19 protein-coding genes and 2 riboswitches are annotated in these 20,257 nt (G+C 67.1%); of the genes, 5 read left to right on the top strand and 14 right to left on the bottom strand.

Translation table 11 applies throughout. The features are described from left to right. On the top strand, positions 1–483 hold the full coding sequence (locus ACYQ1Z_RS05180; protein ID WP_459791433.1) for a DUF6314 family protein: 483 nt from the start codon (positions 1–3) through the stop codon (positions 481–483). Then, entirely contained in the window at positions 480–944 is a 465-nt protein-coding gene (locus tag ACYQ1Z_RS05175) for an NUDIX hydrolase (protein WP_459791432.1), read from the top strand. The genes ACYQ1Z_RS05180 and ACYQ1Z_RS05175 overlap by 4 nt, the downstream gene beginning before the upstream one ends. Here ACYQ1Z_RS05175 and ACYQ1Z_RS05170 read toward each other — a convergent pair. Together ACYQ1Z_RS05170 and ACYQ1Z_RS05165 are read right to left on the bottom strand one after the other, a co-directional pair. Beyond that, a complete protein-coding gene (locus ACYQ1Z_RS05170) occupies positions 941–2,854 on the bottom strand; it encodes an ABC transporter ATP-binding protein (RefSeq protein WP_459791431.1) in 1,914 nt (637 codons plus the stop codon). The two genes, ACYQ1Z_RS05175 and ACYQ1Z_RS05170, sit on opposite strands and share 4 nt — an antisense overlap. A gap of 45 nt (positions 2,855–2,899) precedes the next feature. Next, the gene (locus tag ACYQ1Z_RS05165) at positions 2,900–4,555 is read right to left on the bottom strand and encodes an ABC-F family ATP-binding cassette domain-containing protein (RefSeq protein ID WP_459791430.1); all 1,656 of its coding nucleotides are present in this window, start codon (positions 4,553–4,555) and stop codon (positions 2,900–2,902) included. Between the two features lie 242 nt (positions 4,556–4,797). On the opposite strand from ACYQ1Z_RS05165, the gene ACYQ1Z_RS05160 reads away from it, so the two are divergent. After that, positions 4,798–5,535 (top strand): hypothetical protein, encoded by a 738-nt coding sequence (locus ACYQ1Z_RS05160; RefSeq protein ID WP_459791429.1) that lies wholly within the window; start codon positions 4,798–4,800, stop codon positions 5,533–5,535. Further along, the gene (locus tag ACYQ1Z_RS05155; protein ID WP_459791428.1) at positions 5,532–6,269 is read left to right on the top strand and encodes a hypothetical protein; all 738 of its coding nucleotides are present in this window, start codon (positions 5,532–5,534) and stop codon (positions 6,267–6,269) included. The genes ACYQ1Z_RS05160 and ACYQ1Z_RS05155 overlap by 4 nt, the downstream gene beginning before the upstream one ends. A gap of 187 nt (positions 6,270–6,456) precedes the next feature. Here the strand turns inward: ACYQ1Z_RS05155 and ACYQ1Z_RS05150 are convergent, their stop codons facing one another. The 10 genes from ACYQ1Z_RS05150 to ACYQ1Z_RS05105 all read right to left on the bottom strand — a co-directional run bounded on the left by ACYQ1Z_RS05150 (position 6,457) and on the right by ACYQ1Z_RS05105 (position 17,575). Beyond that, positions 6,457–9,489, bottom strand: coding sequence for an alpha-mannosidase (locus ACYQ1Z_RS05150; protein WP_459791427.1), 3,033 nt, complete (start codon positions 9,487–9,489; stop codon positions 6,457–6,459). 121 nt (positions 9,490–9,610) lie between these two features. After that, a complete protein-coding gene (gene fdhD / locus ACYQ1Z_RS05145; RefSeq protein ID WP_459791426.1) occupies positions 9,611–10,489 on the bottom strand; it encodes a formate dehydrogenase accessory sulfurtransferase FdhD in 879 nt (292 codons plus the stop codon). An 88-nt stretch (positions 10,490–10,577) separates the two neighbouring features. Beyond that, positions 10,578–11,954 (bottom strand): molybdopterin molybdotransferase MoeA, encoded by a 1,377-nt coding sequence (locus tag ACYQ1Z_RS05140; protein ID WP_459791425.1) that lies wholly within the window; start codon positions 11,952–11,954, stop codon positions 10,578–10,580. Then, the gene (locus ACYQ1Z_RS05135; protein ID WP_459791424.1) at positions 11,951–12,244 is read right to left on the bottom strand and encodes a DUF6457 domain-containing protein; all 294 of its coding nucleotides are present in this window, start codon (positions 12,242–12,244) and stop codon (positions 11,951–11,953) included. The genes ACYQ1Z_RS05140 and ACYQ1Z_RS05135 overlap by 4 nt, the downstream gene beginning before the upstream one ends. A gap of 15 nt (positions 12,245–12,259) precedes the next feature. Beyond that, positions 12,260–12,919, bottom strand: coding sequence for a molybdenum cofactor guanylyltransferase (gene mobA / locus ACYQ1Z_RS05130; RefSeq protein ID WP_459791423.1), 660 nt, complete (start codon positions 12,917–12,919; stop codon positions 12,260–12,262). Positions 12,920–12,981: 62 nt separating this feature from the next. Beyond that, positions 12,982–13,482: an HNH endonuclease gene (locus ACYQ1Z_RS05125; RefSeq protein ID WP_459791422.1), complete on the bottom strand. Its 501-nt coding sequence runs from the start codon at positions 13,480–13,482 to the stop codon at positions 12,982–12,984. A gap of 224 nt (positions 13,483–13,706) precedes the next feature. After that, a complete protein-coding gene (locus ACYQ1Z_RS05120) occupies positions 13,707–14,468 on the bottom strand; it encodes an NlpC/P60 family protein (RefSeq protein WP_459791421.1) in 762 nt (253 codons plus the stop codon). A 160-nt stretch (positions 14,469–14,628) separates the two neighbouring features. Next, a complete protein-coding gene (locus tag ACYQ1Z_RS05115) occupies positions 14,629–15,306 on the bottom strand; it encodes a C40 family peptidase (protein WP_459791420.1) in 678 nt (225 codons plus the stop codon). Between the two features lie 70 nt (positions 15,307–15,376). Next, positions 15,377–15,555, bottom strand: a riboswitch (cyclic di-AMP (ydaO/yuaA leader). Positions 15,556–15,683: 128 nt separating this feature from the next. Next, positions 15,684–16,508, bottom strand: a complete 825-nt coding sequence (locus ACYQ1Z_RS05110) for a M23 family metallopeptidase (protein WP_459791539.1) — start codon at positions 16,506–16,508, stop codon at positions 15,684–15,686. A 10-nt stretch (positions 16,509–16,518) separates the two neighbouring features. Next, positions 16,519–16,729, bottom strand: a riboswitch (cyclic di-AMP (ydaO/yuaA leader). 150 nt (positions 16,730–16,879) lie between these two features. Then, the gene (locus ACYQ1Z_RS05105) at positions 16,880–17,575 is read right to left on the bottom strand and encodes a metal-dependent transcriptional regulator (protein ID WP_459791419.1); all 696 of its coding nucleotides are present in this window, start codon (positions 17,573–17,575) and stop codon (positions 16,880–16,882) included. Positions 17,576–17,857: 282 nt separating this feature from the next. Here ACYQ1Z_RS05105 and serC point away from each other — a divergent pair, with 282 nt between their 5' ends. Beyond that, positions 17,858–18,988: a phosphoserine transaminase gene (gene serC, locus ACYQ1Z_RS05100; RefSeq protein ID WP_459791418.1), complete on the top strand. Its 1,131-nt coding sequence runs from the start codon at positions 17,858–17,860 to the stop codon at positions 18,986–18,988. A gap of 96 nt (positions 18,989–19,084) precedes the next feature. Here the strand turns inward: serC and ACYQ1Z_RS05095 are convergent, their stop codons facing one another. Continuing rightward, the gene (locus ACYQ1Z_RS05095) at positions 19,085–19,759 is read right to left on the bottom strand and encodes a DUF3027 domain-containing protein (RefSeq protein WP_459791417.1); all 675 of its coding nucleotides are present in this window, start codon (positions 19,757–19,759) and stop codon (positions 19,085–19,087) included. A gap of 6 nt (positions 19,760–19,765) precedes the next feature. After that, positions 19,766–20,149: a cold-shock protein gene (locus tag ACYQ1Z_RS05090; protein WP_138139041.1), complete on the bottom strand. Its 384-nt coding sequence runs from the start codon at positions 20,147–20,149 to the stop codon at positions 19,766–19,768. Positions 20,150–20,257 lie beyond the last annotated feature (108 nt).

The raw sequence follows: 20,257 nt of genomic DNA, 5'->3' as shown, positions 1-20,257 counted from the left end.
TTGAGTTCTCCGTCCGCGCAGTTCGACCTCCGTGCCTACCTGCTGGGCCCGGCCGGGCAGGATCCCTTCCCGGTACCCGGCCAGTGGACCGTTGAGCGTGACCTCCTGGACCGGAGGGACGGCACCCGCGGAACCTTTTCCGGCGTCGTACTTTTTGTTCCGGACGACGACGGCGGCCTGGCCCTGCGCGAGGAAGGCACCATGCGCTGGCCTGCTTTCACCGGCCCCGCCTCGCGCGAATACCTGCTGAGGCCCTCCGGACACGCCGACGCCCTGGACGTGTTCTTCCCGGACGGACGGCCCTTCCACCGGATGAGCTTCTCCCCCGCCGCCAACGAGGACAACCACTGGTGCGATCCGGACACCTACCGGGTGACCTACGTCCTGGAGGGAGCGGACCGGTTCAGCTACAGCTGGGACGTGACCGGGCCGCGCAAGGACCTCCTGCTGGCGTCGCGGCTGGTGCGGGTCGGTGTGGCGTGAAGGCGCGCATCGTGGTGTCCGCGGTCTGTGTGTTTGACGCCACCGGACGGCTGCTGACCGTCCGCAAGCGCGGCACCAGCATGTTCATGCATCCCGGCGGCAAGCCGGAACCCGGTGAAACCGCCGTCCAGGCTGCCGCCCGCGAACTTGCGGAAGAGGTGGGCATCATCCTCGCGCCGGAGGACCTGGAACTGATGGGGGTCTGGATCGCGGACGCCGCCAACGAAGCCGCCACGGACATCGAAGCCACGGTATTCATGGCGCCGGGCACCTGGGAGGCGCAGCCGTCCGCCGAGATCGCCGAGATCCGGTGGCTCGACCTTGAGGAGCTGTCCCGGAGCACTGCCTTCCCACCGGATCTTGCCCCGCTCCTGACGGACCATATCCTTCCCGAGCTGGACGCCGCGCGTGGCGCCCGGGCAGCCGGAACGCACCCGGCCGCTCCCCAGCCCAAAGCCTAAAGCTCCGGAACAGCCTCCCGCGCCACAGCCGTGGCCTCGGCGAACTGCGTGCGGTACAGCTCGGCGTAGCGTCCCTCCGCGGCCAGCAGGTCAGTGTGGGTTCCACGCTCCACGATCCGCCCGTCCTCCACCACCAGGATGGCGTCGGCGGCGCGGATGGTGGACAGCCGGTGGGCAATCACGACGGCGGTCCGCCCCTGCAGCGCGACGCCCAGGGCCGCCTGCACGGCGGCCTCGTTCGTGGAGTCCAGTGCCGCCGTGGCCTCGTCCAGGATGACCACGCGGGGCCGGGCGATGAGCAGCCGGGCGATGGTGAGCCGCTGGCGTTCCCCGCCGGAGAGCCGGTAGCCGCGCTCCCCCACTACCGTTTCGAGGCCATCGGGCAGCGAACGGACCATGGTCTCCAGCCGTGCCTGCCGGATGACGTCCCACATCTCGTCCTCGCTGGCGCCCGGGCGCGCGAGGCGGAGGTTGGAGGCAATGGTTTCGTGGAAGAGATGGCCGTCCTGGGTGACCATGCCGAGCGTGTCCCGCAGCGAGTCGAAGGTGGCATCCCGCAGGTCCAGGCCGGTGCGGGGGGTGCTGCCGCCCAGCCGGATTGCGCCGGAGTCCACGTCGTACAGCCGTGCCAGCAACTGGGCGATGGTGGATTTTCCGGCGCCCGAGGACCCCACCAGGGCCACCGTCTGGCCCGGCTCCACCCGGAAGCTGATCCCGTGCAGCACCTCCTCGCCGCCGCGGGTGTCCAGCGTGGCCACCTCCTCGAGCGACGCGAGCGAGACCTTGTCCGCGGAGGGGTAGGCGAAGCGGACGTCGTCGAACTCCACGGACACCGGGCCGGCGGGGACGGCCACCGCATCCGGCTTCTGCTCGATCAATGGCTTGAGGTCCAGGATTTCAAAGACCCGTTCGAAGCTCACCAGGGCGGTCATGATCTCAACCCGCGCGTTGGACAGGGCGGTGAGCGGCGCGTAGAGGCGGGTGAGCAGCAGCGCCAGGACCACCACGTCGCCGGCCGCGAGTTGCCCGGTGATGGCCAGCCAGCCGCCCAGTCCGTACACCAGGGCCAGCGCGAGCGCCGACACCAGGGTCAGCGCCGTCACGAACGTGAACTGCAGCATGGCTGTCCGAATGCCGATGTCCCTTACACGGCCTGCCCGGACGGCGAATTCACGGGACTCCTCTGCCGGCCGGCCGAAGAGCTTCACCAGCGTCGCACCAGGCGCGGAGAAGCGCTCAGTCATTTGGGTGCCCATGGCCGCGTTGTGTGCTGCCGCCTCCCGCCGCAGGTCGGCCACCTTTGAACCCATGCGCCGGGCGGGGATGAGGAACACGGGCAGCAGGACCATGGCGAGCACCGTCACCTGCCAGGACGTGCCCAGCATGACCACCAGCGTGAGGGCCAGGGCAACCACGTTGCTGACCACGCCGGACAATGTGCCGGCGAAGGCTGCTTGCGCGCCGATCACGTCATTGTTCAGGCGGCTGACCAGGGCGCCGGTCCGGGTTCGGGTGAAGAAGGCGATGGGCATTTTCTGGACGTGGTCGAACACGCGGGTGCGCAGGTCCAGGATCACGCCTTCGCCGATGTTCGAGGAGAGCCACCGGTTCAGCAGCCCCAGGCCCGCCTCGGCAACAGCGACGACGGCAATCAGCACGGCCAGTCGGATCACTTCCGCTTCGCCGGCGCGGGCCACAATGGCATCCACCACCTGCCCGGCCAGCACCGGGGTGGCTACGGCGAGGAACGCCATGGCGATGGACAGCGCAACGAACGCCAGCAGCTTGCCGCTGTGGGGACGGGCGAACCCGAGGACCCGTTTCAGGGTGTCTTTCGAGAACGGCTTGGAGCCGCTTTTTGCCCTGGTGATGGTGTGAAGGGAGCCCCAGGCAACCCGGTCCATGCTCATTGATACTGCTCCGTGCTCAGGGGACTGCCCACGCAGGTGTCCGGTTCAGATGCTGCTTCCGATGTGCCGCTCAGTGACCGCGCCACTGTCCAGTTCCCAACGTACATCCAGGCGGACGTTCTCCAGCAGCCTGCGGTCGTGCGTCACCAGGAGCAGGGCACCCTCGTAGCTGTCCAGCGCCTCTTCGAGCTGTTCGATGGCCGGCAGGTCGAGGTGGTTGGTGGGCTCGTCCAGGACCAGCAGGTTCACCCCCCGCGCCTGCAGCAGTGCCAGCGCGGCACGTGTCCGTTCACCGGGCGACAGTGAGTCGACGCGCCTGCCCGTGTGGTCCGCCTTGAGGCCAAACTTGGCAAGGAGGGTGCGGACTTCGGCGGGGGTCATGTCCGCCAGGACGGATCCGACGGCGTCTGCCAGGGGCAGGTGCCCGGCCAACAGCCCGCGTGCCTGGTCAATTTCGCCGACGGCTACGGAGGCGCCCATGGATGCGCTGCCGCTGTCCGGTTCCGTCACGCCCAGCAGCAGCCGCAGCAGGGTGGACTTCCCGGCTCCGTTGGGACCGGTGATGCCGATCCGCTCCCCCGCGTTGAGCTGCAGGTTGACCGGGCCCAGGGTGAAGTCCCCCTGCCGCACGGTCGCGTCGCGGAGAGTCGCCACCACGCCACTGGACCGGGGCGCCTGGCCAATGGAGAACTGGAGCTGCCATTCCTTCCGCGGCTCTTCCACAACGTCCAGCCGGGCTATGCGGGACTCCATTTGCCGCACTTTTTGGGCCTGCTTTTCGGAAGACTCGGTGTTGGCTGCCCGGCGGATCTTGTCGTTGTCCGGGCTCTTCTTCATGGCATTCCGGACGCCCTGCGAACTCCACTCCCGCTGCGTGCGTGCACGGGCAACGAGGTCCGCCTTGGTGGCTGCGAACTCTTCATACCGTTCGCGGGCATGCCGGCGCGCAACGGCCCGCTCTTCCAGGTAGGCGTCGTATCCGCCGTCGTACACCGCAACCGTGTTTTGTGCCTGGTCCAGTTCCACCACGCTGGTGACGCAGCGCGCCAGGAACTCACGGTCATGGCTGACCAGGACCACGCCGCCGCGCAGTCCCCTGACGAAGTCCTCCAGCCTGGCCAGGCCGGCCAGGTCCAAATCGTTGGTCGGCTCGTCCAGGAGCACCAGGTCGAAGCGGCTCAGCAGCAGCGCCGCGAGCGCGGCCCGGGCCGCCTGGCCGCCGGAGAGCGCCGTCATCGGGGCGTTCGGCCCGGCGTCCAGGCCAAGGTCAGCAAGGACGCCGGGGATGCGGTCATCAAGGTCGGCCGCCCCCGAAGCCATCCAGCGGTCAAAGGCCCGGGCGTAGGCGTCGTCGGCCCCCGGCGCGCCTGAGCCCAGTGCTTCCGCCGTGGTTTCCATGTCTGTCGTCGCCTGCGCACATCCGGTGCGGCGGGCGATGTAACCCGCGACGGTCTCACCCGGGACCCTCTCGTGTTCCTGGGGAAGCCAGCCGATAAACGCGTCCCCGGGAGCGACGCTCACGGAACCTTCCTGCGGTTCGTCGACGCCGGCGAGGAGCCGCAGCAGGGTGGTCTTGCCGGCGCCATTGGGGCCCACCACACCGACGACGTCACCCGGCGCCACGGTGAGCGAAAGCCTAGCGAAGAGCTGGCGGTGATCGTGGCCGCCGCCGAGGTCCTTGGCAACAAGGGTCGCTGTCATCGTCAGTCCTTTCGCCGGTGCCTGCGGACCGGTTCCTGCCAAGGCCCTGCAGGCATGCCGGGTCCATCACGGACATGCGTCCCGGCCGCAGGACATGAAAGAACCCGCTGGTCCGGACTTGGGGGGTGTACGGACCAGCGGGCTCGACCATCAAGCATAGTCGAATCCGGTCCCCCGGTAAAATCGGCGGACGGGCGGCACGCTAAAATCAACAGGACCGTCCGTTCTGCAGAGAGCACTCCATGACCCTTTCCGCCAAGGCGTTCCAGCGCTGGCTGCAAGGCGTTGCCCCAGACGCCAGCACCGCAGACGTCTGCAGGGTCTCGGGCATCAAGCGGACCACCCTTGCCCAGCAGTTGGTCCGCGGCAAGGTCTCCGTAAGTACCGTGGTCAGCATCAGCCGGGCGTACAACATCAACCCCCTCACCGCCCTCGCCGGCTTTGATGGGTTCCAGGAACTCGCCGGCCCGCTCCAGCAACCGACGCGCTGCGAGCTCGTCAGCCAGGTCTCGACGCCGGACCTGCTCCGTGCAGCGCTGGCCCGACCCGCCCTGCATGCCTCAGGGGGCCGCGGCACCGGTTTCGCCGCGCTCGGTCCGCCACCCCATGCCACCTCGGTGAAGAATTGGGTGGATGCGATCGACGACGGCGAAGTCCGGCACCGGGTCTCCGCCGCCACCGGCGTGGCCCCGCAAAACTACTCTGCCCAGCTGACCGCCAACCGGCTCTCTCCCGAACTGGCCCTGGCAACATCCTCTGCGGCCGGCGTGGGCCCGGCAGGCGGACTGGTTGCCACCGGCCTGATCACCGAGGAGGAGGCCGGGTGGGCCCCCGGGGCCCGGCAGGCTGCACTGGACAGCCTGTCCGATGGTGAACTCATCACCCTGGCCGGGGACAGGATGCAGGCACTCGGGAAAGTCCTTCGCCGGCAGGAACAAGACCAAGCGCAGACCGAAAAGATCTGGGAGAACCTCGGATGATCGCAATCCTCCAATGGACAACGCTCGCCGTGTGCGGCGTCGTCGCCATTGCCCGTATACCCAGTGCCCTGCGCGGGGAAAACAGGTCGCTTTTCTACATATTCACGCTGATGACCCTGGCCATCCTCCTGAGCATCGAGGCGCCGTACGTCGCAATCGACCAGGCCCTGGGCGGAGTCAACCTGGCCAACCTGCTGCTCCGGTTCGTCATCTTCGGCGCCATTTTCATCCTGGGCGTCCGGATCACCAGGGGTTTCAGCGCAGAAGGCGCCTACCGGCTCATCACCGGGAAGGCGGGCATGGTTGTCCTTGTGCTGATCTCCGCATTGATGGTGGCGGTCTTTTTCCTGATGGACACCGCCGGGTCATCGGCGGGACTCAAAGGCCCGGCCGAGCTGGATTCCCGCAACGCGGTCCTGGTGGAGTACTACGGTGCCGCGGGCCGCGCCTACCCCGCCTTCGTCAGCGTGGCCCTGATTCCGGCCATGATCCGGGCGGCCGCGGGCACGCTGCCGGCACTGATCCGCCTGGCCGCGGGACTGCTGGCCCTGGGCGGTATCGCCATCACTGTCTCCCTGCTGTTCCCGGCGTTTCCACCCTCCTGGGAGGCGGTGAAGTTCGTGGTGAACTACACCGCCGTGCTCTGTTTTGTCATCGGGCTGGCCCTCATCTGGGCGGCGCGGGTCAGGGGCGGCCGGAGCGCCCCAGCCAAAAGGACATATACCGAAAAGTAACCTTCAGCGACTTTCACAATTTCATTAGAATGTGAAATAATCATGAATGTGTGAAGGCAGGGCACGGCGCGTTTACGAACGGGGATAAATTCTTGAACGCCGCCCGCCTTGGGGGCCTTCGCACACATTGGGGGGATGAGTGGTGGCGGCCGTTGGGGACCGCCCCCACTCAGCCTATTTAACGGCCCTATTTCCTCGGGAACCTCAGGGTGACCAGCTGGAACGGGCGCAGCCGCAGCCCGGCGCCCGCTCCGCCAGGCTCCACGCCCGGTGCCGGGACGTCGCGCTCCAGGAGGTCCACCGCCCGGGCCTCCCCCGCAGGGAAGTTGGCGGTGATCCGCCCCGCCGAGCGCCGGCCCAGCGATTCGTACAGCCGGACCACCACGTCGCCGGAGCCGTCTTCGGCCAGCTTGACGGCTTCGACCACCAGGGCGGGGTTTGTCAGCGAGAACAGCGGCTCCACGGGTGAATTTCCCCGGACAAGGCGCGGCGCCAGGTTCGTGCGGTACCCCTCCTCAACAGCGTCCGCGATCTCGGCGCCGGGACGAATGGTGACGGTCAGTTCGTGAGCCCCCCGGTCCGCCTGTGGGTCCGGGAATTTCGGCGCCCGCAGCAGGGACAGGCGCACCGTGGTGGTGGTGCCGCCGTCGGACTCCCTCACGGCCCGTGAGACGTCATGGCCGTAGGTCGAGGCGTTGGACACCGCCACGCCGTATCCCGGCTCACCCACATGGATCCAGCGGTGGGCGCAAATTTCGAACTTCGCCGCCTCCCATGACGTGTTGGTGTGGGTGGGCCGGAAAACGTGGCCGAACTGCGTCTCGGCGGCGGACCGTTCCGCGCGGACGTCCAGCGCAAACCCGAGCTTAAGCAGCTTCTCGCGTTCCTGCCAGTCCACCGAGGTGGTGATGGACAGCGAGGGGCTTCCTGGCTCGAGGGTGATGCGCTGGGTCACCGGGGATGCCCCGGCCAACCTCTCCACCACCACGACGGCGGCACCACGGTCCTCTTCCAGCCGCAGGCATTCCGCCGCGTCCAGGGCGGTGACATTGCGCCGGTAGAACTCGTCGATATCCCAGGCGTCCCATTCGTTGGGGGTGTCCCGGTGCAGTTCCAGCAGGTTGCCCCGCTGGCCGGGTGCGATCGCTTCCCGGCCGCTGGCCTGGTCCGTCAGAGAGACCAAAAGCCCGTCCGCGTCCAGCACGGCCCGGATGATGCCATTGTCCAGCACGTACCCGCCCGCCTCCGCAGTGGCCCGGACGGAGCCCGGACGGGCGGCCGGTTCTGCCGCCCCCAGTGCGGGGACACCGTCCCGGGCGTGCGGCGCGGCGTTCAGGAGGAACTGCCGCTCCCCGGTGCCAAGCAGTGTTGAGGCGGCCTGGCCAATGAGCGCTTCAAGTCCGGCTTCGATGGCCTGGTAGTTGCGCTCGGCGTCCTGGTGGACCCAGGCGATGGAGCTGCCGGGAAGGATGTCATGGAACTGCTGCAGCAGCACCAGGTGCCACAGCCGCTTGAGCTCGGCAGCCGGGTACTCGAAAGCCCCCTCGGTGCGGACCGCGGCGGTGGCGCACCAGAGTTCCGCCTCCCGCAGCAGGTGTTCGCTGCGCCGGTTGCCCTTTTTGGTCCGGGCCTGGCTGGTGTAGGTCCCGCGGTGCAGCTCCAGGTACATTTCGCCGACCCAGACGGGCAGGGCAGGGTACTCGTCCTCTGCCTGCCGGAAGAAGCTCTCCGCAGATCCGAGGCGGACCTTCGGGGAGCCTTCGAGGTCGGCCGTCCGTGCTGCCGCGGCGAGCATCTCCCGCGTGGGCCCACCGCCGCCGTCGCCGTAGCCGAAAGGCACGAGTGACACCGTCCCATGGCCGTGGTCCCGGTAGTTCCGTTCAGCATGGGCAAGTTCGCGGCCGCTGAGTTCGGCGTTGTACGTATCCACGGGCGGGAAGTGGGTGAACAGCCGTGTCCCGTCGATGCCCTCCCAGTTGAACGTATGGTGCGGCATCTTGTTGGTCTGGTTCCAGGAAATCTTCTGCGTCAGGAACCACCGGCTCCCGGCGGACTTCACAATCTGCGGCAGCGCTGCCGAGTATCCGAAGGAATCCGGAAGCCAGGCCTCGCGGCATTCGACTCCGAACTCTGCCAGGAAGAAGCTCTTGCCCTCCACAAACTGCCGCGCCATGGCCTCGCCGCCGGGCATATTGGTGTCCGATTCGACCCACATGCCGCCCACGGGCACGAACTGTCCGGAACACACCTTTTCCCGGATACGGCTGAACAGTTCCGGGTAGAACTGCTTGATCCAGGAAAGCTGCTGCGCGGACGAGCAGGAGAAGACGAAGCCCAGGTTCTCGTCCATCAGGGCCACCACGTTGGAGAACGTCCGCGCGCATTTGCGCATGGTCTCCCGGACCGGCCACAGCCAGGCGGAATCGATGTGGGCGTGGCCGGTGGCGACCAGCTGGTGCGCGGAGGCGTAGGCCGGCCTGGCCAGGACTTCGGCGACGGCTTCGCGTCCAGCCGCGGCCGTTCCGGCGACGTCGTCCGGGTCCATGACGTCCATCATCCGCTCAAGTGCCCGCAGGATTTCGTGCCGGCGGGGCAGCTCCACCGGCAGCTGCTCCATCAGCCCGGCCAGGGTCCAGATGTCCTGCTTGAGCTCCCACACGTTCCGGTTCAGCTCGGCGATGGCGATGGTCCCCAGCCGGTAGTGGGGGGTGGTTCCGGCGGTGGACTTGTCACCATAGGGCGTGGCACCGAAGGACCAGTCCTGCGCCAGATCCGGGTTTGCGGCTGCCTCGACGTAGAAGTCAACGGCCATGCCGCCGCCCAGGAGTTTCAGGGGGATGTACTGGTTCCGCGGGGAAACGGCCTTGATGATGGTGCCGTCGGGGCGCCAGGCGATGCCCTCACACTGGAACCCCGGAGTCTGGACGGTAAAGCCCAGGTCCACCACCACCTCCACGGTGGTGTCCGGTTCCGTGCCCCACGATTCGGGGACTTCCCCCTGGAGGCGAAGCCACTTGGTGCTCCAGGGCCTTCCCCACGCGGCACCGTGTTCCTGCGGCTGGAACTCCTGGCGCATGGCTTCGAGGGCAGGGACGGGTTCGTCCGGCACGTCCCAGCTGCTCAGGGCAAGCGGAAGGGTCCGGGTGTAAACGGCAGGATTGATGCGCTCCCGCACAAATCTTTCCAGGCGGACTTCCGTGATCCGGCGGTCGTCGTGCAATGTGTGCCTTCTGTTGAGTGCGAAAACTGGACAATCGTGTCCATTCGATGGACAAATCTACCCGCTGGTAACGACTTATCCAATAGCTCAGGAAAATTCGCGGAACCGCTTTCGGACTTTCCTAGACAGCCGGCGCCTGGGCCACCGGCCTGCCGATCCGGGCGTCGCCGGCATAGATGTTCAGGCTGGTTCCGCGGCTGAATCCTGCCAGGGTGAGTCCGCTGGCGTCGGCGAGTTCCACGGCAAGGCTGGAAGGCGCACTGACCGCGGCCAGCACGGGAATGCCTGCCAGGGCCGCTTTCTGCACCAGCTCGAAGGATGCCCGGCCGGAGACCTGGAGTACTGTTCCGCGCAGCGGGAGGAGGCCTTCGCGCAGGGCCCATCCCACTACCTTGTCCACGGCGTTGTGGCGTCCCACGTCCTCCCGGAGGCACAGCAGCCGCGCGCCGCCGTCGTCCTCGATCTTGAAGAGTCCGGCCGCGTGCACTCCCCCGGTGTCATCAAACAGACGCTGGGACTTCCGAAGCAGGCCCGGCAGGGACGCCAGGACCTCGGCGTCCACCGTGATGGGATCCGACGCCGGGCTGTAATGCGAGGATTTGCGGACCGCCTCGATCGAGTCCGTCCCGCAGATGCCGCAGGAACTGGACGTGTAGACGTTGCGGCCGGTTTCGGGGAGGACGACGTCCGGGCGCAGCTGGGCTTCCACGACATTGAACGTCTGGACCCCATCCTCGTCCTCGCCGGCACAGAACCGCAGCGAAACCAGCTGGTCAGCGCTCCAGATGACGCCCTCAGACACCAGGAAACCGGCCACCAGGTCGAAGTCGTCCCCAGGAGTCCGCATGGTGACCGAAAAGGACATGCGGCCCAGCCGGATCTCCAGGGGTTCCTCGACGGCCAGAACGTCCTCCCGGTGCCGTACCGGAAACTCCAGGGCCTTGGGTGAGCCATCCAGCAGATACTTGTGCACCTTGCGGCGCTGGGTCACGCGTCCCATATTCCACCTTGCCTGTCCATATCTCCATCATGGCACCGCGGCGGCCCCGTCCTGCCCAGTGCGGCAGGTTTGGCCGGAGGCAAAGCGCTCACCCCAGGAGGGCGCTCCAGTCCACGGGGCCCGCCGGCGCCGGTTTTGCCGGCCGGGCGCTCCGGCCGCCGCCGCGGAGCTTTGCCTTGGCCGGCGTTTCCGCGGGCGCGGGGATCGGCGGGCCCCACGGCAGGGCAAAGGCCGGCACCAGCTCCCCGAGTTGCACGCCATGCGGGGGCACCACCATCACCCCGTCAGCGGTTGCCAGGCCGCGCATCATTCCAGGCCCGGTGTGCTGGGCGGGTGATGCCATGCCGAAGAGGAGCCGGAACGGCATCAGCCGGGTCCGTCCGGGGTCAGGTTCGATCACAGTGCCCGAGGGGACTTCCTGTACCCGGGGCATGGTGCCATGCCCCAATGCGGCCAGCAGTGGAGCGCCGATGGTGCTCAGCGCCATCATCGCGGCAAGCGGGTTGCCAGGCAGGCCCAGGACGAACCGGCCGTCGGGCAGTTCTGCCAGGACCGCAGGATGGCCGGGCCGCATGCCCACGCCATCGATGACCAGCCGCCCTCCCAGTTCAGCCACCGCCCTGCGAAGGTGGTCCGTGCCGGAGCGGCCGGTCCCTCCCGTGGTAATAACGACGTCGGCAGGCAGCTCGGGTGCGCCGGGCACCTCCGGGACATCATCTTCGAGGGCGGCGAGCCATTCCGGGTAGGAGTCGCCGATCTTCTGCAGTCCTCCGGGTATACCGCCGAGCATGCTGACCACTGCCGGAAGTTGGGGTCCGAACGTATCGCGCACCTGGCCGGGAACGGGCAGCCCCCGGGCCACCACTTCGGAACCGGTCAGCAGGAGCCGTACCAGGGGCTTGCCCTGCACACGGAGTTCGTCGTAGCCGGCCAATGCTGCCAGCGCCAGGTGGGCCGGGTTCAGCCCGGCACCGGCTTTGACGAGGACGTCCCCCTGGGCCGCTTCCTCGCCGGCTTTCCTGATGTGCTGGCCGGTGCGCGGCTCCCCCGGACGGGCGGTGCCGCCGGTTAACAGGACGGGCAGGCCGTCGTCGTCCGTTCCCAGCACCGCAGCTTCGCTGCGAAGGATGGCCTTGCCCCCGGGCGGGATGAGGCCGCCGGTGACGATAGGGCTCGCCTGGTGCGGGGCAAGCCGGGTCCCGGGTTCAACAATGATCCAGGGCCCGGTCCCATTGACCGCCCATCCGTCCATGGCGGAAGAGGCATAGTGGGGCATATCCTGCAGCGCCACAATGTCCTGGTCCAGGATGCGGCCGAGGGCGAGCTCCAATGCCACCGGCGCCGCAGGGATCGGGGTGGCCGCATCAAATGCCGCCTGCCGGGCTTCCTCCCAGGTGTGCGCCAGGCGGTGCTGCTCTTCGTGCCCTTCCGGTCCGCCGGAGTCTGCCGTGGTTTCCCCGGTCATTCGCCGGGAGTCCCCGCCGCTTCAGCATCGTAGTCGGAGGCCAGGGAACGGGCCACGGCCAGGGCCGAGTCCATGGAGGCGGTATCGGTGGCCCGCCCGGCGCCGGAGGCAAGGCCCGCCGCGTAACCGGCAATAAAGGTGGTGAGCGGGGCAGCCGGACGGACCACGGAGTGCGCGGCTACTCCGGCCAGCGAAAGGATGGCGTTGATGTCCACCTGGACATCCTCGAGTTCATACGCCTGGAGCAGGGACCTGCACCATTCCTCCAGCGTTTCGTCCTGGCTCTTCATGAACTGCCTCCCAAGTTAGCTGCGGCTGCGCCGCTGCTGGCTCGAATGCTGGTCACCGGCGGCAACCCCCAGCGCGGCGGCATCGTCCCACGTGTCCACGTCTGCTGTGGACGCGGCAGGAACCATGACAAGCTGCACGTCCAGACTAGCAAGGAGCGCGCGCACCGAAGCGTTGACCAGGTTTCCGTTGCCCTCGAGTTTCTGCACGGCGCTTCTTAACCCACTCGTGCGATAAAAGCCGACGAGTGGCTGGATCCGACCCTCCGGGCTGCCGTCGTCCGCGCTGGCCAGGAGCGCTTCCGGTTTGTCCGCCTCCGCGGCCAGGGCAAGGGACAAGGTCCTGACAGCGTCCGCTACCAGCGGCATGTCGCAGGCCAGCACCAGGGTATAACCGCTGCCGGCCCCGCCCTCCGACAGGGCCTCGAGTCCGGCGGCAATCGCTGCTGCGGGTCCGGCGAATTCGGGCTGCTCGCGGCAGGTCGCCACCCCGTCCGGCAGGGGCCCGGAATCGGGCCCCACGACCACCACCTTGCGCGCTCCTGCAGCGGCGGACAGGGACCGTTGGAGCAGCGTTGAACCGCCGAACACCAGATGCTGTTTGGGCACGCCCCCCAGGCGTGACGAACGTCCTCCCGCCAGGATCAGGGCGTCAAACTCCGGCACTTCGACTTTCACGGTTCCAGCCTAGCCACCAGCCGGCTCTGCCGCGCACCCCCGCAAGATCACACCGAAGGGAATCAGGCTGCGCGTTCAGGGAGCAGGAACGGGTCCCATGCCGGGGTCGGCTTTTCCAGTTCCTTGATCTGCCACATGGTGCCGTGCGGCGGTTCGGGGACGAACCGCAGCTTCCAGCCCATTTCCGCGGGAGTGTGATCACCCTTGACGTTGTTGCAGCGGAGGCAGGCTGCCACGAGGTTCTCCCAGGAATCGGCCCCGCCGCGTGATTTTGGGTGGACATGGTCGATTGTGTGCGCGGCTTTCCCGCAGTAAGCACATTTGTGCCCGTCCCGCCGCAGGACACCGCGCCGGCTGACAGCGGTTGCCTGGTTGTACCTCGGCCGGATGTAGCGGTTGAGAAGGATCACCGAAGGCCGGCCCAATATCTCCTGCGGGCCCACCACGGGGTCGTCCCCTTCGGCCACCACGCTTGCCTTGCCCGTGAGCACAAGCACCAGCGCCCGGCGGAAAGTCACAACCGCCAGCGGTTCATATCCAGCATTCAGAACGAGAGTGCGCATGCACGTACCTCTTCACGGCCGCACCCGTCAGGGGCACGAGGGCCGGCTGCCCTCGGCATGTTCGGGCTATGGATCGACACCACAAGAGTAAACAAAGAAGTGCGCTATCAGCTAATTTCGCTGCAAAACGAGTTGGTCCCTTTTAAAGGGCAAGGACCCCTGCCGCGTGGGCAGGGGTCCTTGAACGGAGTCCGGTCGGCGAAGCGTTCCGGGCGGCGCCGCTATTAGCTGACGCGGATGAAGACCGGGCCGGAGCCAACGTTGGCGCTGAACACAACGGTCTGGTTGCCGTTGTAGCCGCCGTGGACGGCCTGGCCGTTGCCCGCGTAGACAGCGATGTGCGCTACGCCGGCGCCGCCGTCGGCGTAGTAGATCAGGTCGCCGGGCTGCGCTTCGGCAGCGCTGACCGTGCGGCCGAGGGACAGGTAGCCGGCAGGCCAGTCGTGGAAGTTGATTCCGACGGCGGCCAGCGAGTTGGTGACCAGCATGGTGCAGTCCTGCATAACGCCCAGCTGGGCGTAGGCGGCGGACAGGATGGCCGCACCCTTGCCGCTTGCGGAAGCGGCCGGCGCGGCGGGGGCAGAGGCGGCGGAGACGGTGGCCGTGACCTTGGGGGCAGCAGGAGCCTCGGCAACCGGAGCCGGAGCGGCTTCCTCAACCACGGGTTCTTCCTCAACGACAGGAGCCGGGGAGGTGGTGACTGCCGGCTTCTCAAAGGTGATCGCGATGGTGGAGGCTGCGGAAATCGGGGCTTCGATCGCGGACTCGACCTCAAGGGCCGAGGCCGGTGCCGAGTCACGCTGGATGTTGGCGTCAGCCGCGTTGGCTGCAATGCCGCTGGTCAGGACCAGGCCGGAGGCTGCGGCAATGACCGCTGCCTGGCGTCCGACGCCGCCGGCGTTGTCGCCAACAGCCTTGGCGATGATGGCGATCGAGTTGGTTTTGGTGACCTCGGCGCGGTGCCGTGCGGTAGCACGAGTAGTCATCTTTTCTCTCTTTCGAATTCCTCGGGGCCTGTGGGCCGCACAAGGGTGTTGGACGCGCCGGCATCTTGGGGGTACGTCGGCGCGTCCCGAACGGGGATTAGTGATTTGGCGGATGCGCGGGCAAAGAAAAAGTTCCGGGGGCCGAAGCCCCGGGAACTGATTAGCCTGCGAGGGTGTAGAAGGAGGAGGTTCCGGTTGCAGCTACGGAGTGGAGCAGGGTGCCCTGGGAGGGGTTGAGCGCGCTGACCATCATGCCGTTGCCTACGTAGATACCGACGTGTGCGCCACCGTTCTGCATCACCAGGTCACCCGGCTGGGGGGTGGAGGTGGGGGTCATGGCGGTCCATGCGTTGACGCGGGGAATGCTGATGCCGGCCTGGGCGTAGACCCACTGGGTGAAGCCGGAGCAGTCCCAGCCGCTCACGGGGCTGGTGCCGCCCCAGACGTAGGGGCTGCCAATGCCGGTGTAGGCAATGGCTGCCAGGCCGGAGGTGGCGGCCGAGGAGGCTGCCGCGGCAACCTTTTCGGCTGCTGCCGTGGCCGTGGTGGCGTTGTCCGCGTCGTCGTCGTCCGAGGTGGACTGGGGAGTCACGCGCTCAACGACGGGAGCTGCAACGGTGGTGACCACGGGACGCTCGAAGGAGACCGTGGCGGTGGGGGCGGCGGTGACCGCAAGGGCGGTCTGCGCCGAGCCGGACTCGGCGGACGCGGAGACACCGGCAGTGGTGTCCGCAGCGTTGGCCGGCAGGCCCATACCCAGGACCAGTCCCGAAGCAGCAGCAACAACTGCAGCCTGGCGACCTACTGTCCCGGCGTTGGCACTAACAGCCTTGGACACAGCGTCCAGGGGGTTGGTACGAACCGGTTGCGCACGGTGGCGCGCAGAACTATGGCGTGAAGACACGAAGGTAGCCTCTCCCAATGCCTGCGAGGTGAGCTGTCGGATTCGGATGGGAGTCACCCGGCCGCGCTGCTTCCATGGAAGCTTTGCGACTTAACCCCAAGGCCTTCATGACGAAGACCAAATTTGGTTCCCCCGCCCCTGCCAGACGATGAAATGCGAACGGACCTTGAGCGGTGGCAGAGTTAGGCAATCCGCACAAGAGCGTCAACTTCGGAAAAGTTGACGCGAGTTAGACGGTACAGCAGTTTCGCGTGAATGTCACATTCAGGTCACGGCGGGTCACAACGAACTGGGAGTTTGCCCTCATTTGACTACAGCCAGCCCGTCGGATCGACCACTTCGCCGTTGACCTGCACCTCGAAGTGCAGGTGGCAGCCAGTCGAAGCCCCGGTGGTGCCACTCAAAGCCACCACGTCGCCCCTGGAGACCGTCTGGCCCTCAGTCACACTGAAGGACGAAAGGTGGTTGTACGTGGTCTCCAGGCCGTTTCCGTGGTCAATCACCACACGGTTGCCGCCGCCGAACTGGTGCCAGCCCACAAAGGTCACGGTGCCGGTGGCGGCGGCGAGCACGGAGGTGCCGCACTGCGCCACGTAGTCCTGGCCGCGGTGGAAGTCGCCGGAGCCGCCCGTGATGGGGCTGACGCGGTAACCGAAAGGCGATGCGGTAACCATGCTGGCCAGCGGCGCACCAAGGCTTCCGACCGATGCGGCGCGGGAGACGGCGCCCGCGGACTGGGCACTCAGGAGCTGCTTGAGCTTGCCGTCAGGGTCGGCCTGCGTCACGACCGCTGAGCGGCTGAAGTCGATCTGGGCGCCGGCTTCAGCGGAAATGGCCGGCTGCTGCGGCGTGACGGCGGACGCGGCAACAGGCGTGCTTCCGGAGGCGTCCGTGGCCATCACGGGACTGGTGGCAGGAACAGTCACTGTAAGCACCATGCCGGTGGCGGCCAAAGCGATCCCGGCCTTCTGGCCGATGCCGCTTGCAGAGGCGAACTCGGTGATCTGCCGGAACGGACCCCGACGGCGCCGCGCATCACGGTGGAGATCGCGGGGGCGCTCCGTGTGAGTAACTTCGGCCACGCGCGGGGCCGGAGCGGGGCCGGCCGCGCGGCGGCGCCCCCTGGAGGTCTGCATGGACAAGAAGGATTCCTCTCTGAAAGCCTGCGAAGTTAGCTGTCGGATTCGGGTCAGAGAGATCAAAGACCCGGTCCGGAGCAGGCAAGCTTCGGCACAGAGAGATTCCCGGAGGATTCCTACACTGGAAGAGGCTTGCTGCTGTCGGACTTCACCCCAAGGCAGTCCCCCGCTGCCGCTTGTGGTTCCCCCGCCTCTGCCAGTAGTGACTCGTGCACCTGTTCCGCTGGCAGAGCTCGGCTCCGGAACAGGTAACGCTTTAGTATCAACGCTTGCTTCAACTATAGAGGCTTAATCCCTAAAGTAACAATTCCGTTATCTTTGCGTAACCGCCATCAAATGGAGTATTCCCGGGTTGCGGGCGTCGCTCGCTAGCGGACGGTAACGAAGACGTGGGCGGCCACTTCGGGCGGCAGTTCGAGGGCGCCCTCGATGCCGGGCACGCGGACGGAAATATAGTCACCCACGCGCTCGAGCGTTACAGCGGCGCCGGGCCGGATGCCGCCTTCATCGAGCTGCGCCAGCAGTTCAGGTTCCACCTGGATGGGCTCTGCCAACCGGCTGACGGTCACCACAGAGGCGGTGCCATATGACTTCATGGCCTCCAGGAGGCTCACCGCCGTTTCCGCGACGGCCGCAGCAGCCTCACCACCCAGCGCCGCGAGGCCTGGGATGGGGTTGCCGTAGGGGGATTCGGTGGGGTGGTCCAGCAGTTCATAGATGCGCCGTTCCACACGCTCACTCATCACGTGCTCCCACCGGCAGGCTTCGTCGTGGACGTAGGCCCAATCCAGCCCGATGACGTCTGCCAGCAGCCGTTCCGCAAGGCGGTGCTTCCGCATCACTTCCGTGGCCCGCTTGCGGCCGACTTCGGTAAGTTCCAGATGCCGGTCCCCGGACACCACAACCAGGCCGTCACGTTCCATCCGGCCAATGGTCTGGGACACCGTGGGACCGGAGTGGCGCAGCCGTTCAGCAATACGGGCCCGGAGGGCAACGATGTTCTCTTCTTCGAGTTCCAAAATGGTCCGAAGGTACATCTCCGTAGTGTCGATCAGATCCGTCATCCAGCTCAGCTCCTCGAGCGCAGTACCTTGCGTTGTCCCACCGTATCGCCGTTCACCGCGACGTAGTCCGTTGGCTAGCTTAGCCTATTTTGACTTAGTCCGAATAGTTGAAGAGGCCTACTGGAGGCGTCTCACGGGCTGGACTTTGACGGTTCCGGTTCCCGCCGAATGGGCTGTTCAGGCAGAATGGGAACGGCCCAGATGCAGTCCACCCAGGCTGCCTGCCAGCGACCATCCACCCGTCCGGACCGAAGCCGTGTCCACGCCGAAATTGGAGCCCCTGTGAGCGAACCCAGCATCACTATTCCCGCCGACCTCCTCCCCAAGGACGGACGGTTCGGCGCCGGTCCCTCCAAGGTTCGGCAGGAGCAGATCGATGCGCTGTCCGCCGCAGCAAAGAACATCCTCGGCACCTCGCACCGGCAGGCCCCGGTCAAGAACCTCGTTGGTTCGGTCCGCGACGGCCTGAGCCGGTTCTTCCGTGCGCCGGAAGGTTATGAAGTGGTCCTTGGCGTCGGCGGCTCGACGGCATTCTGGGATGTCGCCAGCTTCGGCCTCGTGGAGAAGAAGGCCCAGCACCTCTCCTTCGGCGAGTTCGGCTCCAAGTTCGCCGCCGCCACTAACAAGGCCCCCTTCCTGGACGCCTCCTCCATCATCAAGTCCGAGCCCGGCACCCGCCCGGCAGCTTCGGCCGAAGCAGGCGTGGACGTGTACGCCTGGCCGCAGAACGAAACCTCCACAGGTGTTTCCGCCCCGGTGAAGCGGGTTGCAGGCGCGGACGAGGGATCACTGGTCCTGATCGACGCAACGTCGGCCGCGGGCGGGCTGGACGTCGACGTGGCCGAGAGCGACGTCTACTACTTCGCCCCGCAGAAGAACTTCGCGTCGGACGGCGGCCTCTGGCTGGGCCTCTTCTCCCCCGCCGCCCTGGAGCGCGCGGCCCGGATTAAGGCAAGCGGCCGCTGGATCCCCGACTTCCTCGACCTCCAGACCGCCATCGATAACTCGCGCCTGAACCAGACCTACAACACGCCGTCGCTGTCCACGCTGGTGACCCTGGACGCGCAGGTGCAGTGGCTGAACTCCAACGGCGGCCTCGACTTCGCGGCTGCCCGGACGGCGGACTCCGCCGGCCGTGTCTACCAGTGGGCCGAGGCTTCCGAATTCGCTACACCGTTCGTCACCAACCCGGACGAGCGCTCCAACGTCATCGCCACGGTGGACTTCGACGAATCGGTGGACGCCGCCGTCGTGGCCAAGGTCCTGCGCGCCAACGGCATCGTGGACACCGAGCCCTACCGGAAGCTGGGCCGCAACCAGCTGCGCATCGCCACGTTCGTGGCTATCGAGCCGGACGACATCACCGCGCTGCTGGCCAGCATCGACTACGTCGTGGGCGAACTGCGCAAGTAGCCGGCAGGCAGGCCGCCTGCACTTAAAGCACGACGGCGCCGCCCGGGTCCTGCCCGGCCGGCGCCGTTTGTGTAGGCGCTCTTTGTCTATCGGCGCTTACGCGACGTCGGAATCCCGGTCCGCGCCGTCGTCGTCCCCGGACGGTTTGTCCTGGGCTGCCTCGGAGAAGTCGGCGTCCGCGGCGTCGGAGCCCGTGACTGTCTCGTCCTGCACTGTGTCGTCCTGCACTGTGTCGTCCTGCACTGTGTCGTCCCGCGCCGTGTCTTCCCGCGCCGTGTCTTCCTGCACAGCGTGTTCCTGCGCCGTGTCTTCCCCGCCGGCTTCCTGCAGGGCTTCCTCGTCCTGCTGCTGCTCGTCCTGCTGCTGCTCGTCCTCCGGCCGTACCCGTTCGGCCCACGGCACCCACTCGGGCGCCAGGATCGAGTCTTCGGAGGGCAGCAGGCCCAGCTCGCTGACGGTTACCACCTTGGAGCGGGAGTTCCGGGTCAGGACCGCAAACCACTGCCAGCCGACGTAGCCTGGCAGCTTGGACTCAAACAGGTGCGTCACCAGGCGGTCGCCCTCGCTTTTGGCAGCGAGGTGGGAGCCGATGGTGCCGGCTGCAGTGATGCCCTCAATGGCGGTACGGGCCGTTTCGACGGCGGCGGCCAGGAACGCGTCCGGTTTTCCGGTGCGCCACACCGGCACGCCCGCCTTCCGCTTGGGGGCGTTCTTCACTGCGGCCGCCGGTTCCCGCACCTGTACCTTCGGCTGTTCAGCTTCCGGGACCATGGGTGCCTAAACGTCCAGCTCGTCGGCAACCTTACGCAGGGCAGCCGCGATCGCCTTGCCCTTGTTGCCTTCCGGGTACTTGCCCTTGGACAGCGTGCCGGACAGGTTGTCCAGCACGGTCACCAGGTCCTGGACCAGCGGAGCGAGGTCCCGGGCGGCGGGCCGCTTGGCCTTGGCAATGGACGGCGTCTTGTCGAGGACGCGCAGGCCCAGCGCCTGGGCACCCTTGCGGCCGTCAGCCACGCCGAACTCCACGCGGGTACCAGCCTTGAGTTCCGTCACGCCCTCGGGCAGCGACGATTTGGGCAGGAAGACTTCCTGGCCGTCCTCGCCCGCGAGGAAACCGAAGCCCTTGTCCTTGTCATACCACTTGACCTTGCCGGTAGGCACGTAATCAACCTTCTTCGTTCAGCTGTAATGAGACACGGCCGGCCGCCACCGCATCCACAATTTTGTGCGGGTTCTGTGCGGGTTCAAGGTATGGCGACTGCGGACCGT

The sequence above is a fragment of the Arthrobacter sp. AD-310 genome (assembly GCF_054656615.1).
Note: the sequence above shows the minus strand (reverse complement) of the source record. Positions and strands in the feature narration are given on the sequence as shown.